The sequence below is a fragment of the Mycobacterium sp. DL99 genome, from assembly GCF_004762045.1.
GTDB lineage: Bacteria > Actinomycetota > Actinomycetes > Mycobacteriales > Mycobacteriaceae > Mycobacterium.
The window spans coordinates 4821765-4835410 of sequence record NZ_SJOM01000007.1 but is presented as its reverse complement, the minus strand read 5'-3'; the positions used below and the strand labels follow the sequence as shown (position 1 = coordinate 4835410).

Here is a 13646-nt window from a genome sequence, read left to right as displayed (position 1 = left end):
GGATCTGAAAGTGACGGCATACCAAGGAAAACGAGTGGTCATCACCGGCGGGACGAGCGGTATCGGGCTGGCCACCGCCAAGGTGCTGCTCGGCGGTGATGCCCGCGTCCTGGTCACCGGGCGGACCCCGGCATCGCTGGAAAGTGCAAGGGCCACACTGGGTCCGGGCGCGATCGTGGAACACAGCGACGCCGTCACCGACATCGACACGCTCGTCACCCGGGTGGCCGCCGAGTTCGGCGGCGTCGACCTGCTGGTGCTCAATGCCGGTGGGACCGCGACCGCGACGATCGAGGACACCACTGAGGCCATGTACGACACGCTCTTTGCGCTCAACGCCAAAGCACCGTTCTTCACGTTGCAGAAGTTCCTGCCGCTACTGCCCACCGGCAGCGCCGTGGTGCTCACCACTTCGGTCAGCAACACCAAGGGCATCGCGACGACGGGTGTCTACTCGGCGACGAAGGCGGCACTGCGGTCCATGACACGGACGTTCGCCCGGGAACTGATCGATCGGGGAATCCGGGTCAACGCGGTCTCCCCGGGGCCGATCGACACCGGCATTCTCGAACGCACCATGTCCGCCGAAACGGCCCGGGAGTTCCTCGATCAGATCAAGGCCACCAACCCGATGCGGCGATTCGGTAACCCCGAGGAAGCGGCGAAGGCGATCATCTTTCTCGGGTTCGACGCCACCTACACCACCGGCACCGAACTACTCGTCGACGGCGGCGCTTCCGATCTGTGAACTCAGCCGACGTTGCCCGTCAACTCCACACCGCTGCCGTTCCAGCGGAACTTCACGGTGCTGGCCAGCCCGTGGAATCCGCCGGAGTACTGCAGCGCCACGGTGTCACCGGTGCTGACCGATTTGTCGATGCCGTTGAAGCCGTAGGTGTCGGGCACGCCGGTCGGGATGAACTTGCCGAGGTGGAACAGCACCGCCCGGGTGTTGGGGTGCTCGGTGTTGGTGTTGGCCCGCACGATCACCGCCGACAGCTGTGCGCACTCGTTGAAGTTGCCCGCCACCGGCTCGGGGCTCCAGGCCTGATTGCTGCGCGGATCGCGGGGCAGCTCGGAGACGGCCTTGGCGATCTCCGGGGCGGCCAGGTTCACCGCACAGGGGTCGGCCTGTGGTGGTGCTGACGTCGGAGCGGCCTTCGGGGCAGGTGCGGACACCGAGGTCGGGGCCGGGCCGGGTCCCGCATCGGGGGTTTTGGAGACGGTGGAATCGCCCGATCCGCACCCCGCGAGAGTGAGCACAGCCGCCAAAATGGCGCCGGGGGCCATGGTGAACATTGCGACCCGTTTCACAGTTGGGCAACCTACCGCGCTCCTGTGGCGGGTTTGTGCAGGCGCGCGGCCAGGATTCCCGTCGATTGGCACTAGACTTCTGAACCGATGACCTCGCCAGACCCGGATTCGGGGGATACCGCCCCAACGTTTGCCGACCTGCAGATCCACCCTGCGGTGTTGAAGGCAGTCACTGAAGTCGGCTATGAATCGCCGTCGGCGATCCAAGCCGCGACCATTCCGGCCATGCTCGCCGGCTCCGACGTGGTCGGGCTGGCCCAGACCGGTACCGGCAAGACCGCGGCCTTCGCAATCCCGATCCTGTCCAAGATCGACACCACCAGCCGCAACACCCAGGCGCTGGTGCTGGCACCGACTCGTGAGCTGGCATTGCAGGTCGCCGAGGCATTCGGCCGGTACGGCTCGCATCTGCCCGCGATCAACGTGCTGCCCATCTACGGCGGGGCGTCCTACACCGTTCAGCTGTCCGGGCTGAGGCGCGGAGCGCAGGTGGTGGTGGGCACCCCGGGCCGGGTGATCGATCACCTAGAGCGCGGCACGCTGGATCTGTCGAACCTGGACTACCTGGTGCTCGACGAGGCCGACGAGATGCTCACCATGGGCTTCGCCGAAGAGGTCGAGCGGATCCTCGCCGACACCCCGGAGTACAAGCAGGTGGCGCTGTTCTCGGCCACCATGCCGCCGGCCATCCGCAAGATCACCACCAAGTACCTGCACGATCCGGTCGAGGTCACGGTCAAGGCCAAGACCGCCACCGCCGAGAACATCACGCAGCGGTTCATCCAGGTGGCCGGCGCGCGCAAGCTGGACGCGCTGACGCGGGTGCTCGAGGTCGAAGAGGGCGACGCGATGATCGTGTTTGTCCGCACCAAGCAGGCCACCGAGGAGGTCGCCGAGCGGCTCAAGGCCCGCGGTTTCGCGGCTGCAGCCATCAACGGTGACATCAACCAGGCTCAGCGTGAGCGCACGATCAGCGCGCTGAAGGACGGCACGATCGACATCCTGATCGCCACCGACGTCGCCGCGCGCGGTCTGGACGTCGAACGCATCTCGCATGTCGTCAACTACGACATCCCGCACGACACCGAGTCGTACGTGCACCGCATCGGCCGGACCGGCCGGGCCGGCCGGTCCGGACATGCGCTGCTGTTCGTCACCCCGCGCGAACGCCACCTGCTCAAGTCGATCGAGAAGCACACCCGGTCGAAGGTTATCGAGGCCGAGCTGCCCAGCGTCGACGATGTCAACGCGCAGCGCGTGTCCAAGTTCCGTGACTCCATCACCGACTCGATCAATGGTCCGGGCCTGGAGTTGTTCCGTCGGATCATCGAGGACTACGAGCGCGAGAACGACGTGCCGATGGTCGATATCGCCGCGGCGTTGGCGTTGCAGTCGCGCAACGGCGAAGAGTTCCTGATGACCGAGCCGCCGCCGGAGAAGCGCCGCGAGCGCGACCGTGACGATCGGGGCGAGCGGCCCGCGCGCAAGGAGCGCCCGCCGCGCGAAGGGCTGGCGACCTACCGGATCTCGGTGGGCAAGCGGCACAAGGTCGGGCCCGGCCACATCGTCGGCGCCATTGCCAATGAGGGTGGCCTGCACCGCAACGAATTCGGCCACATCACCATTCGCGGCGACTACTCGCTGGTGGAGCTGCCGGAGAAGCTGCCCAGCAAGACACTCAAAGCCCTGGAGAACACCCGTATCTCGGGGATGCTCATCAATCTGGAGCGGGAGCATGTTGAGCGCGCAGACCGCGGCGATCGTGGGCCGCGCCGCGAATACAAGGGCCGTTCCGAGTACAAGGGCCGATCCGACAACAAAGACCGTTCGGATTACCGCGATCGCTCGGGGAAGCCGCACCGGAAGACCAAGTGACGGTCTCCAGGAGCGTGACGGGGCCGTCGGATCAAGGTGGCCTTGAGTCGATAGACGCCGTGGCTTCTGCCTCGACGCGTGTCGCCGCTCTGACGGGGATCCGTGCCGTGGCCGCCATCCTGGTGGTGCTGACGCATGCGGCCTACACCACCGGAAAATACGGGCAGGGCTATCTCGGGCTGGTGTATTCGCGCGCCGAGATCGGTGTGCCGATCTTCTTTGTGCTCAGTGGTTTCCTGTTGTTCCGGCCCTGGGTGAAGGCCGCGGCCACGAATGGCGAGGCACCGTCGGTGCGCCGCTATGCCTGGCACCGGGTGCGACGGATCATGCCGGCCTATGTCGTGACGGTTCTGATCGCCTACCTGCTCTACCACTTTCGCACGGCGGGCCCGAATCCTGGTCACACCTGGATGGGGCTGTTTCGCAATCTGACGCTGTCGCAGATCTACACCGACAACTACCTGTTCGCCTATCTGCATCAGGGGTTGACCCAGATGTGGAGCCTGGCGGTCGAGGCGGCGTTCTACGTGGCGCTGCCGCTGATGGCCTATCTGCTACTGGTGGTGCTGTGCCGGCGGCGCTGGCGGCCGGGGTTGTTGTTCTTCGGCCTGGCGCTGCTGGCCGCGGTGTCGCCGGTGTGGCTGTGGATCGTGCACGATTCCACGAATCTCCCTGACGGGGCCCGGCTTTGGCTGCCCACCTACATGGCCTGGTTCGTGGCGGGCATGGCGCTGACGGTGCTGGGGCAGCTCAAGGTGCGCGGCTACGGGATGGTGTGTGTGCCGTTGGCCCTGGTGAGTTACTTCATCGCGTCGACGCCGATCGCGGGGGAGCCCACCACGTCGCCCGCCAAGTTGAGCGAGGCGCTGGTCAAGACGTTCTTCTACGCGTTCATCGCGGCATTGCTGGTGGCACCGCCCGCACTCGGCGACCATGGTTGGTACAACCGGTTTCTGGCTTCCCGCCCGATGGTCTTCCTCGGTGAGATCTCCTACGAGATCTTCCTGATCCACCTGATGATCATGGAACTGGTGATGGTCGAGGTGATGCGCGATCCGGTCTACACGGGGTCGATGTTCAACCTGTTCGTGCTCACGATGGTCTTCACCATTCCGGCGGCCTGGCTGCTGCACCGGTTCACGCGCGTCCGCTCCTGAATATTTAGTTAGGATATGCTTACCTAACGAAGATGTTCACGGGAGGTGGCATGGGCGAGCAGAAGGCGTCGCGCGGGCTCGAAGGAGCCCTGGTCAAGCTCTGGCGGGGCGGTGACTACGAGCTGACGGTGTCGGGCCGTACCGAGCTCACGCCGAATTACCTCAGGCTGCATTTCAGTGCCGAGCGGTTGCTCGCCGAACACCGGGTGCACCCGACGATGTGGGTGCGGGGCTGGTTCCCTGACGAGGGCAAGGCCCATCAACGCGGCTACACGCTGGTCAACGCTGATCCTGAGGCCGGAACGGTGGACATCGATTTCGCCATGCACGACGGCATCGCCACCCGCTGGGCACGCGAGGCCCAGCCCGGCGACGTTCTGGACGTGACGGTCCTCGGCAGCAACTTCACGCTGCCCGAACCGGCACCGGCCGGCTACCTGATCGTCGGCGACACCGCCTCGCTTCCGGCCATCAACTCGCTGCTGGACGCGATCGGGGATGCCCCCGCGTGGGTCTTCCTGGAGGCGGGTCACGACGACGACCGTGAGCTCCCGGTCACCGGGGGCGCGGAGATCATCTGGGTGGACCGATTCGACGAGGATCTGCTGGAGACCCTCAGCGCGTCGGCTTTCGACGCCTCCGACCACTTCGGTTGGGTCGCCTGCAACAACCGCACCACCCGGGCCGTGGCGCGGGTCTTCCGCGAGGAGTACGGGATCCCGCGCAGATCCATCAAGGCGCAGGCGTACTGGGTGGCCTGAGCCACCCGGATCACAGCGCGGTTTGGATCGGGGCGGGCGTCGCCGCGATCTCGTCGAGCACCTGGACGTTGTGGGCCACGTCGCGGCTCTCGCGCGCGGCGATCTCTTTGATCGCCAGATCGAATGCGCCGACCAGGCTGGGCGGGTCGAACACTGCCTGCGCCTGTTGGCTCACCTGTAGGTCTCGCGCCCAGATCGTCGCGGGCCGGGCGAATCCGGGTTCAAGGGCCAGTACCGTGGCGAACCGCCAGGCGCTGTCGCGCAGGGAGCGGATCGCCTCGTTGAGGACGAAGATCTGATGCTGTTGGAGTACGGCATAGATGTCCGCCAATGCCGGGGATAGTTCGTTGATGTCGTTGACCACCCCGCCGATCTGGCTTGCCAGCACCGCGTTGATGGTGTCGAAATCCTTGTGCAGCGAGGGTAGTCGGCCCGCGCCGACGAGACCCTGGACCGCAATGCCGAGATCCAGGACGATGTGGGCGGTGACCCCGGCGAGCATGTGCTGCACCAGGATCGGCTCGGGCTTGTCGGCCCACTCGAAGGTGGCCCGCCACGACCGGGTGGGTTTCGGGTAGCGGTCGGGGTGGAAGTACCCGTTGAGCGCATCGAAGTACCGGGACGCGAACGCCGCGTCGAGCCGGTCCATCCGCGGACCGTCCTCGAATGCCCCGTCCTCGACCGCGGTGCCGACTGCGATGGTGATCCGCTTGTACAGGGCTGCGAAATAGCCCAGCCGACTTGAGGTTTCCACGGCCCAGTCGGTAATCGTGTCGATCGCCGAGACAACTTCGGCGATGCTGGTGACCACCGGTAGCGGTGGCAGTGGCGTCGGAAGGCTGCCCATACTCGAGAGTATGGGCCAGGTCAGCCTGTCCCGCTCGGCAATCGGCTACTCGACCGGTAGTTGTCCCGGTATGACGAGCGGGGCGACGAACTCGGCCAGCATGGCGCGCTCGTCGGCTTCGTTGCAGCCGGGAAAGACCAGCAGCGACACCATGACCCGCACCAGCCACCGGGCCCGCCGGCCCACCTCGTCGTCGCTGCCGTCGGCTCCGCCGGCGAGCGAACGGACGAAGCCCTCGACCAATGCCCGGATCACCTCGGAGTGTTCGGCCATCTCTCCGCCGATCGGTCGCTGTGCGGTGGCGAACCACGAGGCCAGCGCCGGACTGTCGCGCACTGCGTTCAGCGCGGTGATCACGCCTTCGATCAGCCGTTGCGCCGGATCGGTGACCGCGGCCACCTGCTCGCTGACCTCTTCGTACAGTCGGCGCGCCTCGCGGTGCACGTAGGCGGTATAGAGCGCGTCCCGATTCTCGAAATACCGGTACAGCGTGGCACGGGAACAGCCTGCGGCCGCCGCGATCTCATGCATGCCGACGGTCGCCGCGTCCTGTCGGGTGAACAGGGCGTCGGCGGCGTCGAGGATGTGGTCGGCGGCCACTTCGGACCGCCGTGCCGACAACCAGTCGCGGGGCATCAGGCCCCGGCCTGGAACGGCACCGACAACGGCCGTCGCACATAGCTGCCGCCTGCCCATGCCACCGAGTCCAGGTCGACCTCGAAATCCGGGTAGCGCGAGAGCAATTCGGTCAGCGCCACCCGGGACTGCATCCGCGCGGCCGCCGCGCCGAGGCAGAAATGCGCACCGTGGCTGAAGGTCAGGATGTTGCGCGGAGCCCGCCGCACGTCGAGTTCGGCTGCGTTGTCGCCGAATTCGCGTTCGTCGCGGTTGCCCGAGCCGTACAGCAGCAGGGCCTTCCGTCCGGCCGGGATCGTGGTGTCACCGATGGTGACGTCGCGGGTGGTGGTGCGGGCCAGTCCCTGTACCGGAGAGGTCAGCCGCAGGAATTCGTCGATCGCTTCCGGGATCAGTTCGGGATCGTCGATGAGGAGTTGGCGTTGATCGGGCCGCTGCTGCAGGAGTTGTACTGCGCCGCCGAGCATTCCGGTTGTGGTGTCGTTCCCGCCGGTGACCATGGTGAAGGTGAAGGCCAGGATCGATAGCACGCCGGCGATGTCGCCGTCGGCGCCGACGCCTGCGGCCACCAGGTGCGAGATCGTGTCGTCGCCGGGTTCGCTGCGGCGCCGTTCGATGAGCTCGGAGAAGTAGGCCATCATCGAGGCCACGGCGGCGCCGGCGGTGCCTATGGCCGCGGTGATGCCGCCGGCCGAGCTGTTGGCCGCGACGATCGCATCGGTCCAGGCGTCGAACTGGTCTCGGTCTTCCTCTGGTACCCCGAGATAGTGCGCGACGACCATCGAGGGCAGCGGCTTGAACAGCTCGGCGGCGATGTCGCCCCCGCCGTTCGAGCGCAACCCCTCGAGGCGCTCGACGACGAACTCCCGAACCTTCGGCTCGACGGCTTCTACCTGGCGCGGGGTGAACCCGCGGGAGACCAGCTTGCGGAACTCGGTGTGTACCGGCGGGTCCTGCATGACGAACGGCGGATTGTCGGCCAGGCCGATCATCTCCAGTTCGCCGTAGGTGACCGTCAGGCCCTGTGCCGAGGAGAAGGTCCCGTGGTCACGGGCCGCGGCCCAGATGTCGGCGTGCCGGGACAGCACGTAGTAGTCCTGCTCGGGATGCTCGTCGGGCACCACGTGGTGCACCGGGTCGTGGTCGCGCAGCGCGGCGTACATCGGCCAAGGGTTGGGCCAGGTGTCGGCGTCGGCGGGTACGAACCGGGCGGAGCTGTGAGACAAAGTCGCTGCCATGTCTTATTCGTACGACATCGAGCGGAATAGTGTCAATAGCTGGTTCGTGCGGTCGTACTCACCGCGCGTCGTGTAGGACAAGGTCTGCTGCGCGGTGGGCGATCATCATCGTGGGTGCGTTGGTGTTGCCCGAGGTCAATGTCGGCATGACCGACGCATCGATCACGCGGAGTCCCTCGATCCCGTGAACGCGCAGATGTGGGTCCACCACCGATCCGTCATCGGTGCCCATCCGGCAGGTTCCGACCGCATGGCCGATGCTGGCCTCGCGTTGTGCCAGCCAGGCGTGGTTCTGCTCGCCCGTGTTCCGGTATTCGCCGGCGATGCCCCGCATCGCCGAGGAATTCTCGATGATGTCGCGGGCAGTAGCGGTGCCCCTGAGAAGCCGCTGGACGTCATCGCCGTCGCCCAGGCGCTCGAATTCGATGCGTGGTGATCCGTGGTCCAGCACGACGCGACCACGTCCGCGCGGATGCATGAGCACGGTGTACACGGTGAATCCGTCGGTACGTTCGAGCCCCATCCGGCCGGAGTTGGAGTCGAGGTCGTAATGCATTGGGCTCACGGCGATTTGGAACTCATCGGTGAAGATCTGTGCCTCGAACGGAGACAGGGTGAGTATGCCTTCGCCTCTGAGCAACAGGGAACCGATCCCCTTGAGTGCACGGATGGGGCCCAGCGTATTGGCGGTGGGTACTCGAGATTCCCAGGTCTGGGTGGCGACCAGGTGATCCTGGAAGTTCGCGCCGACGCCGGGCAGATCCAACACAGCGCCCGACGGTCCGATTCCGGAACGCAACAACATGGCCGGTGAACCGATGGCACCTGCGCACACGAGGACCCCTTGGCGGGCCAGGAGTCGGCGGCCTGCACGGCTTCCACGGCCCGCACATTCGACACCTACAGCTCGGCCGTTCTCGACCAGAATCCGTTGCACGTACGTCCTGGTGAGAAGCCGGGGCCGTCTGTCCGGCGGTAGCGGTCGTAAGAAACCGCGCGCCGACGAAACCCTCAGTCCGCGGCGTTGATTGACCTGAGTCCGAGCGACGCCCAGCTGCGAAACGCCATTCTGGTCGGGGTTCAGTCGATGGCCGGCCTCGACGGCGGCCGCGATATAGGCCTCGTCGACGTCGTGATGGTGTCCGCACCACGACACCGGGATCGGGCCGGTAGCACTGCGATACGCATCCTCGCCGCCGGTCCAGGTCTCGATCGCCTTGAAATGCGGCAGCACCTCGTCGTACGACCAGCCCTGGCACCCGGCGTCGGCCCAACGGTCGTAGTCGTCCCTACGGCCACGCACATAGACCATGGCGTTGATCGACCCGCTGCCGCCGATGATCCGGCCGCCGGGAAACCGTTCGACGTCTCCATTCTTGCTGGAATCGGGTTTGATCGAGATTGCCTTGGAGGTCAGAACGGCGGTCGCGCAACCGTCAAACCACCCAATCGGTCGGAGCGGGGCCGACGCCTACCCACGCCCTGCCGGTACTGGTCAACGGTATGGCGTTCGGGCCAGACCTTTGCAATTGATTGTCCACTCGCCGATCTAATCGCCTCAGGAGGATCGGCCCGCATTAGGCTCGGGCGTGATGAGCATCCCTGACACGCCGCAGCTACCTGCCCAGACGCCGACGTGTTACCGGCATCCGGACCGTCCCACCTACGTGCGGTGCACGCGTTGCCAGCGTCCCGTCTGCCCGGAGTGCATGCGCTCGGCGGCCGTGGGGCATCAGTGCGTGGACTGCGTCAACGAGGGAGCCAAGTCGGTTCAGGCACCGCGCACCCGGTTCGGCGGGAAGGTGCGCACGGGTGCGCCGATCCTGACCTACGCCCTTATCGCGGTGAACGTGCTGATGTTCGTGGTGCAGATGACCTCGAAGAACCTGGAGCAGGAACTCACGCTGTGGCCGCCCGGCGTCGCCGCGCACGACGAGTACTACCGCTTGGTGACGTCGATGTTCCTGCACTACGGCCTGATGCACCTGGCGTTCAACATGTGGGCGCTCTACGTGGTCGGGCCGCCGCTGGAACAGTGGCTGGGCCGGCTCCGGTTCGGGACGTTGTACGCGCTGAGCGGGCTCGGCGGCTCGGTGCTCGTGTATCTGCTGTCCCCGCTGAACAGCGCGACGGCCGGCGCCTCCGGGGCAATCTTCGGCCTGTTCGGCGCGATCTTCGTGGTGGCCCGCAAGCTCAACCTCGACGTCCGCTCGATCGTTGCCGTCGTCGTCATCAATCTGGTGTTCACCTTCGCCGGGCCGGCGCTGGGGACCGGAGCGATCAGCTGGCAGGGTCACATCGGCGGGCTGGTCACCGGTGCGGGCATCGCCGCGGCCTTCGTGTACGCCCCGCGTGAGCGCCGCAACGCGATTCAGGCCGGGGTTTCGATGGCGGTACTGGTGCTGTTCGCCGCGTTGATCGCCTGGCGCACAACCAGTCTGCTCACCAGCTACGGGATGGCCTGAGCGGGGTCTAGATCGCCGCGCCCGGGTTGAGGATGTTCTGCGGGTCCAGCGCCCGCTTGATCCGGTGGTTGAGTTCCACTGCAGCCGGGCCGATCTGACCGGCCAGCCACGGCTGCTTGAGCCGGCCCACGCCGTGCTCGCCGGTGATGGTGCCGCCCAGTCCTACAGCGAGATCCATGATCTCGCCGAATGCCAGCTGGGCCCGCGCCGCCATGTCGGCGTCGGCCGGGTCGAAGACGATCAGCGGGTGGGTGTTGCCGTCACCCGCATGGGCGATCACCGAGATCAGCAGGTCCCGATGGGCCGCGATCGCCGCCACTCCGCTCACCAGTTCGGCCAGTGCGGGCAGCGGCACCCCGACGTCCTCCAGGAGTAGTGACCCCTTGGCCTCCACGGCCGGGATGGCGAACCGGCGGGCCGCGACGAAGGCCTCGCCCTCGTCCGGGTCGGAGGTGGAAAACACTTCGGTGGCACCGCATTCGGTGAACACCTGTGCCATGAATTCGGCGTCGTCGGCGCCTGCGGCACCCCGATCGTCTGAGGCCGCCACCATCATCGCCGCGGCGTTGCGGTCCAGCCCCATCTTGAGCTTGTCCTCGACGGCGTTGATGGCAACCGAGTCCATGAACTCCAGCATGGACGGCCGGATCTTGCCGGTGATCGTCACGACTGAGTTCGACGCGGCTTCCACGGAATCGAAGGTGGCCACCACGGTGCAGGGGGAGTGCTGCGGGGGTAGCAGCCGCAGCGTAGCCTCGGTGACCACGCCGAGGGTGCCCTCGCTGCCGACGAACAGTTTGGTCAGGCTCAGTCCGGCAACGTCTTTCAACCTCGGGCCGCCCAGGCGCACCGCAGTGCCGTCGGCCAGCACGACCTGCAGGCCCAGAATGTAGTCGGTGGTCACGCCGTACTTGACGCAGCACAGCCCGCCCGCGTTGGTGGCGACATTGCCGCCGATGCTGCAGATCTCGAAGGACGACGGGTCGGGTGGGTACCAGAGGCCCTGTGCGGCAACGGCTTTCTTCACCTCGGCGTTGAGCAGCCCGGGTTGGACGACGGCGGTGCGGGTGACCGGGTCGACGGTGATGTCCCGCATCTTCTCGGTGGACAACACGATGCCGCCGTCGAGTGCCGTCGCGCCGCCGGACAACCCGGTGCCCGCGCCGCGCGGCACGACCGCCACCTGGTGCGCGCTGGCCCAGCGCAGCACGGCCTGCACCTCCTCGGTGCGGGTGGGCCGGACCACCGCCAGCGGTGTGCCCGCAGTCGGATCGGCAGCCCGGTCCTGGCGATAGGAGGCCAGGATGTCGGGGTCGGTGACGACGACACCCTCGGGGAGTTCGCTGATCAGCATAGGCAGCGCGGCGGCATTCACGCTTCGATGCTAGAAGGGCCGTCTCAGAGTGGGCGAATCGCTGCGCCCACCAGGTCGTCGGCCTCTGCCCGGCGCAGCATGAGGCGGGCGATCCCGTCGTCGGAGCCGTCGACGCGATGCTCGTCGGCCCCTGGGCCCTGGACCCAGTTCGTCCCGGTCCAGGTGATCGCCATCGACTTCGACGGCGCGGTCAGCCTCAAGGTGACGGGCCCGCTCTCCAGCGGCTGGGCTTGGCGTAGCAGGAACAGCTCACCGAATCCGAGGATCGCTTCGATGGTGGCGGGGGAGAACGTCGAGTGCCGGTCGCCGGTGGCCACTCTCAGGTCGTCGAGGTGTACCCCGAATTCCAGGATCAGCGAGCGGAGCGCGGCGGCCACCGGGAAGTCGCCGAACGGGGCCGGTATCACCGGCCACTGACTGGGTGCCTGGTCGAACGCGGTCTGCAGATGTCCGACCGCCAGCCGGATGGCCGCCGGTAAGTCGGGGTTGGCCAGCGTGAGTTCTCCTGGCGGCGTGGCGATTTGGGCCCGTGCGCGGTGGTAGGCCTCGGCGTCGCGGAAACAGACGACGGCCACGTGGTCGGCCAGGTCGTCGATTGTCCACCCCGCGCATGGGGTGGGGCAGCGGCGCTGGTCCGCGTCGAGGCTTTCGAGCAGGTCGGCGAAGGCCAGGGCCTCGTCGGTGGCGGCGGTGAGCAGATGGTCGAGGGTCATGTCGTCACGGTAGGCCCACCGACTTGGAAAAAACAAGTAGCAAGTTGGAAATTCCAACTTCAGCTATTCTGGGCGTATGGCGTCACGGTCCTACGGGCAGCACTGCGCACTGGCGAAGAGCCTCGACATGGTTGGCGATCGCTGGACCCTGCTGGTGGTCAGGGACCTGCTGGAAGGCCCGCTGCGGTACGGGGATCTACTGAGCTCGCTGGCCCCGATCTCCACCGACATGCTGGCCGGGCGGCTGCGCGACCTGGAGGCGAACGGGCTGGCGCGCAAGCGGATGCTGCCCAAGCCCGCGTCCACCGCGGTGTACGAGCTCACCGACGACGGCCGGGCGCTCGAGGAGGTGATCAACGCCTACTCCCGGTGGGGCCGGCATCTGATCGAGACCCGCACACCCGGGGATGCGGCGCGTCCCGAGTGGCTGATCCGCGCGGTGCGTGCCTTCGTCAGTGCGGACCGTGACGGGCCACCGGTCACCGTGTGTCTGGTGACGCCCGAGGGGCAGGCGACCGTCGAGATCGGGCCGGACCGCATCGACGCGTGTGAGGACGGGACGGCGGCTGACGTGACACTCATGGGCGAGGCCGAGGTGTTGGGTGCGGCGATGGACCCGGCGCAGGTGCCCGCCCTGTTAGCCGATGGCAGCCTGGTGATCGACGGAGATCCCGCCGCGGTCAGGCAGTTGGCGAGAGTCTTTGCCCCGCCACGGATCAGGAGCTAGTCGAGCTCAGCCCACGGTCCGCTGGTCTCCTCTTTCGGGATCCATAACAGCGGCTGGCTGGCCCGGCAGTATTCCTGCGCCTGCTCGTCCCAGGGGAATCTGCCGTCCCGGTCGGGCCAGAACATCTGTACGACCGGAAACCATGCTTGGTGGAAGTCGATCCCGGCACCGAAGAAGTCCCGGTACCAACTGGGGTGTACCTCCCGGACGGCAACCGAATAGTCGTCGAGGATGTCGTCACGTTCCTGGTCGGGTTCCAGTGGACGGCCGTCGCGGACTTCCTGTCCCGCGACATTGACGATCGTCATCATCGTTTCGATCCGTAGGCCGAACAGGCAGACCTCCGGACTGCGCAGGGTGTGCCACAGGCCGATCGAGTACGCCCAGTCGGCAGGGGCCTCGCCCCCGGCGCCGACGCCCATCACGTGCCAGCCGTGATCGGTCACGCTCGCGCTGATGCGGTCGTCGCGTTCCTCCCAGGCGGGGCCGTCGGCCGGGGGTGCGCACAGAAGGCAGAGGCACGAGTCGTCGCTCACCC

General features: G+C 66.8%; 14 protein-coding genes. 6 read left to right on the top strand and 8 right to left on the bottom strand.

What is annotated here, in order from left to right; translation table 11 throughout:
* Positions 1 to 10 precede the first annotated feature (10 nt).
* Positions 11 to 748, top strand: coding sequence for an SDR family oxidoreductase (locus EYZ64_RS23570; protein WP_135457210.1), 738 nt, complete (start codon positions 11 to 13; stop codon positions 746 to 748).
* Between the two features lie 2 nt (positions 749 to 750).
* On the opposite strand, the gene EYZ64_RS23565 is transcribed toward EYZ64_RS23570, so the two are convergent.
* Positions 751 to 1290 carry an LppP/LprE family lipoprotein gene (locus EYZ64_RS23565; protein WP_135460208.1) on the bottom strand — a complete coding sequence of 180 codons (540 nt, stop codon included), beginning with the start codon at positions 1288 to 1290 and terminating at the stop codon, positions 751 to 753.
* A 111-nt stretch (positions 1291 to 1401) separates the two neighbouring features.
* On the opposite strand from EYZ64_RS23565, the gene EYZ64_RS23560 reads away from it, so the two are divergent.
* Genes EYZ64_RS23560 through EYZ64_RS23550 form a run of 3 tightly spaced genes read left to right on the top strand, consistent with a single transcriptional unit; the run spans position 1402 to position 5107 of the window.
* Positions 1402 to 3189, top strand: a complete 1788-nt coding sequence (locus EYZ64_RS23560; protein ID WP_135457208.1) for a DEAD/DEAH box helicase — start codon at positions 1402 to 1404, stop codon at positions 3187 to 3189.
* The gene (locus EYZ64_RS23555) at positions 3186 to 4346 is read left to right on the top strand and encodes an acyltransferase family protein (RefSeq protein WP_135457206.1); all 1161 of its coding nucleotides are present in this window, start codon (positions 3186 to 3188) and stop codon (positions 4344 to 4346) included. Before EYZ64_RS23560 ends, EYZ64_RS23555 begins: the two co-directional genes overlap by 4 nt.
* Before the next feature lie 50 nt (positions 4347 to 4396).
* Positions 4397 to 5107, top strand: coding sequence for a siderophore-interacting protein (locus EYZ64_RS23550; protein WP_135457204.1), 711 nt, complete (start codon positions 4397 to 4399; stop codon positions 5105 to 5107).
* Positions 5108 to 5117: 10 nt separating this feature from the next.
* Here the strand turns inward: EYZ64_RS23550 and EYZ64_RS23545 are convergent, their stop codons facing one another.
* From EYZ64_RS23545 to EYZ64_RS23530, 4 genes are read right to left on the bottom strand one after another with little or no spacing between them, the layout of a single operon-like run.
* Entirely contained in the window at positions 5118 to 5954 is an 837-nt protein-coding gene (locus EYZ64_RS23545; RefSeq protein WP_135457202.1) for a DUF5995 family protein, read from the bottom strand.
* Positions 5955 to 5999: 45 nt separating this feature from the next.
* The gene (locus tag EYZ64_RS23540; RefSeq protein WP_135457200.1) at positions 6000 to 6590 is read right to left on the bottom strand and encodes a TetR/AcrR family transcriptional regulator; all 591 of its coding nucleotides are present in this window, start codon (positions 6588 to 6590) and stop codon (positions 6000 to 6002) included.
* Positions 6590 to 7828: a cytochrome P450 gene (locus EYZ64_RS23535; protein WP_135457198.1), complete on the bottom strand. Its 1239-nt coding sequence runs from the start codon at positions 7826 to 7828 to the stop codon at positions 6590 to 6592. The genes EYZ64_RS23540 and EYZ64_RS23535 overlap by 1 nt, the downstream gene beginning before the upstream one ends.
* 58 nt (positions 7829 to 7886) lie before the next feature.
* A complete protein-coding gene (locus tag EYZ64_RS23530) occupies positions 7887 to 9224 on the bottom strand; it encodes a GMC family oxidoreductase (RefSeq protein ID WP_286175324.1) in 1338 nt (445 codons plus the stop codon).
* Positions 9225 to 9420: 196 nt separating this feature from the next.
* Here EYZ64_RS23530 and EYZ64_RS23525 point away from each other — a divergent pair, with 196 nt between their 5' ends.
* Positions 9421 to 10293 (top strand): rhomboid family intramembrane serine protease, encoded by an 873-nt coding sequence (locus EYZ64_RS23525; protein ID WP_167857940.1) that lies wholly within the window; start codon positions 9421 to 9423, stop codon positions 10291 to 10293.
* A gap of 7 nt (positions 10294 to 10300) precedes the next feature.
* On the opposite strand, the gene EYZ64_RS23520 is transcribed toward EYZ64_RS23525, so the two are convergent.
* Together EYZ64_RS23520 and EYZ64_RS23515 are read right to left on the bottom strand one after the other, a co-directional pair.
* Positions 10301 to 11647 (bottom strand): FAD-binding oxidoreductase, encoded by a 1347-nt coding sequence (locus EYZ64_RS23520; protein ID WP_167858173.1) that lies wholly within the window; start codon positions 11645 to 11647, stop codon positions 10301 to 10303.
* A gap of 44 nt (positions 11648 to 11691) precedes the next feature.
* Positions 11692 to 12381, bottom strand: a complete 690-nt coding sequence (locus tag EYZ64_RS23515) for a maleylpyruvate isomerase family mycothiol-dependent enzyme (RefSeq protein WP_135457195.1) — start codon at positions 12379 to 12381, stop codon at positions 11692 to 11694.
* A gap of 76 nt (positions 12382 to 12457) precedes the next feature.
* Between EYZ64_RS23515 and EYZ64_RS23510 the strand changes: the two genes are divergently transcribed.
* Positions 12458 to 13108 (top strand): winged helix-turn-helix transcriptional regulator, encoded by a 651-nt coding sequence (locus tag EYZ64_RS23510; RefSeq protein ID WP_135457193.1) that lies wholly within the window; start codon positions 12458 to 12460, stop codon positions 13106 to 13108.
* Here EYZ64_RS23510 and EYZ64_RS23505 read toward each other — a convergent pair.
* Positions 13105 to 13644, bottom strand: a complete 540-nt coding sequence (locus EYZ64_RS23505; protein ID WP_135457191.1) for a DUF4262 domain-containing protein — start codon at positions 13642 to 13644, stop codon at positions 13105 to 13107. The two genes, EYZ64_RS23510 and EYZ64_RS23505, sit on opposite strands and share 4 nt — an antisense overlap.
* Positions 13645 to 13646: the final 2 nt, after the last annotated feature.

Excerpts from the sequence above, each read along its gene's own strand:
- EYZ64_RS23545 (WP_135457202.1), bottom strand. The coding sequence starts at position 5,954 with ATGGGCAGCCTTCCGACGCCACTGCCACCGCTACCGGTGGTCACCAGC.
- EYZ64_RS23525 (WP_167857940.1), top strand. The coding sequence starts at position 9,421 with ATGAGCATCCCTGACACGCCGCAGCTACCTGCCCAGACGCCGACGTGT.
- EYZ64_RS23520 (WP_167858173.1), bottom strand. The coding sequence starts at position 11,647 with ATGCTGATCAGCGAACTCCCCGAGGGTGTCGTCGTCACCGACCCCGAC.
- EYZ64_RS23565 (WP_135460208.1), bottom strand. The coding sequence starts at position 1,290 with ATGGCCCCCGGCGCCATTTTGGCGGCTGTGCTCACTCTCGCGGGGTGC.
- EYZ64_RS23560 (WP_135457208.1), top strand. The coding sequence starts at position 1,402 with ATGACCTCGCCAGACCCGGATTCGGGGGATACCGCCCCAACGTTTGCC.
- EYZ64_RS23535 (WP_135457198.1), bottom strand. The coding sequence starts at position 7,828 with ATGGCAGCGACTTTGTCTCACAGCTCCGCCCGGTTCGTACCCGCCGAC.
- EYZ64_RS23540 (WP_135457200.1), bottom strand. The coding sequence starts at position 6,590 with ATGCCCCGCGACTGGTTGTCGGCACGGCGGTCCGAAGTGGCCGCCGAC.
- EYZ64_RS23510 (WP_135457193.1), top strand. The coding sequence starts at position 12,458 with ATGGCGTCACGGTCCTACGGGCAGCACTGCGCACTGGCGAAGAGCCTC.
- EYZ64_RS23550 (WP_135457204.1), top strand. The coding sequence starts at position 4,397 with ATGGGCGAGCAGAAGGCGTCGCGCGGGCTCGAAGGAGCCCTGGTCAAG.
- EYZ64_RS23515 (WP_135457195.1), bottom strand. The coding sequence starts at position 12,381 with ATGACCCTCGACCATCTGCTCACCGCCGCCACCGACGAGGCCCTGGCC.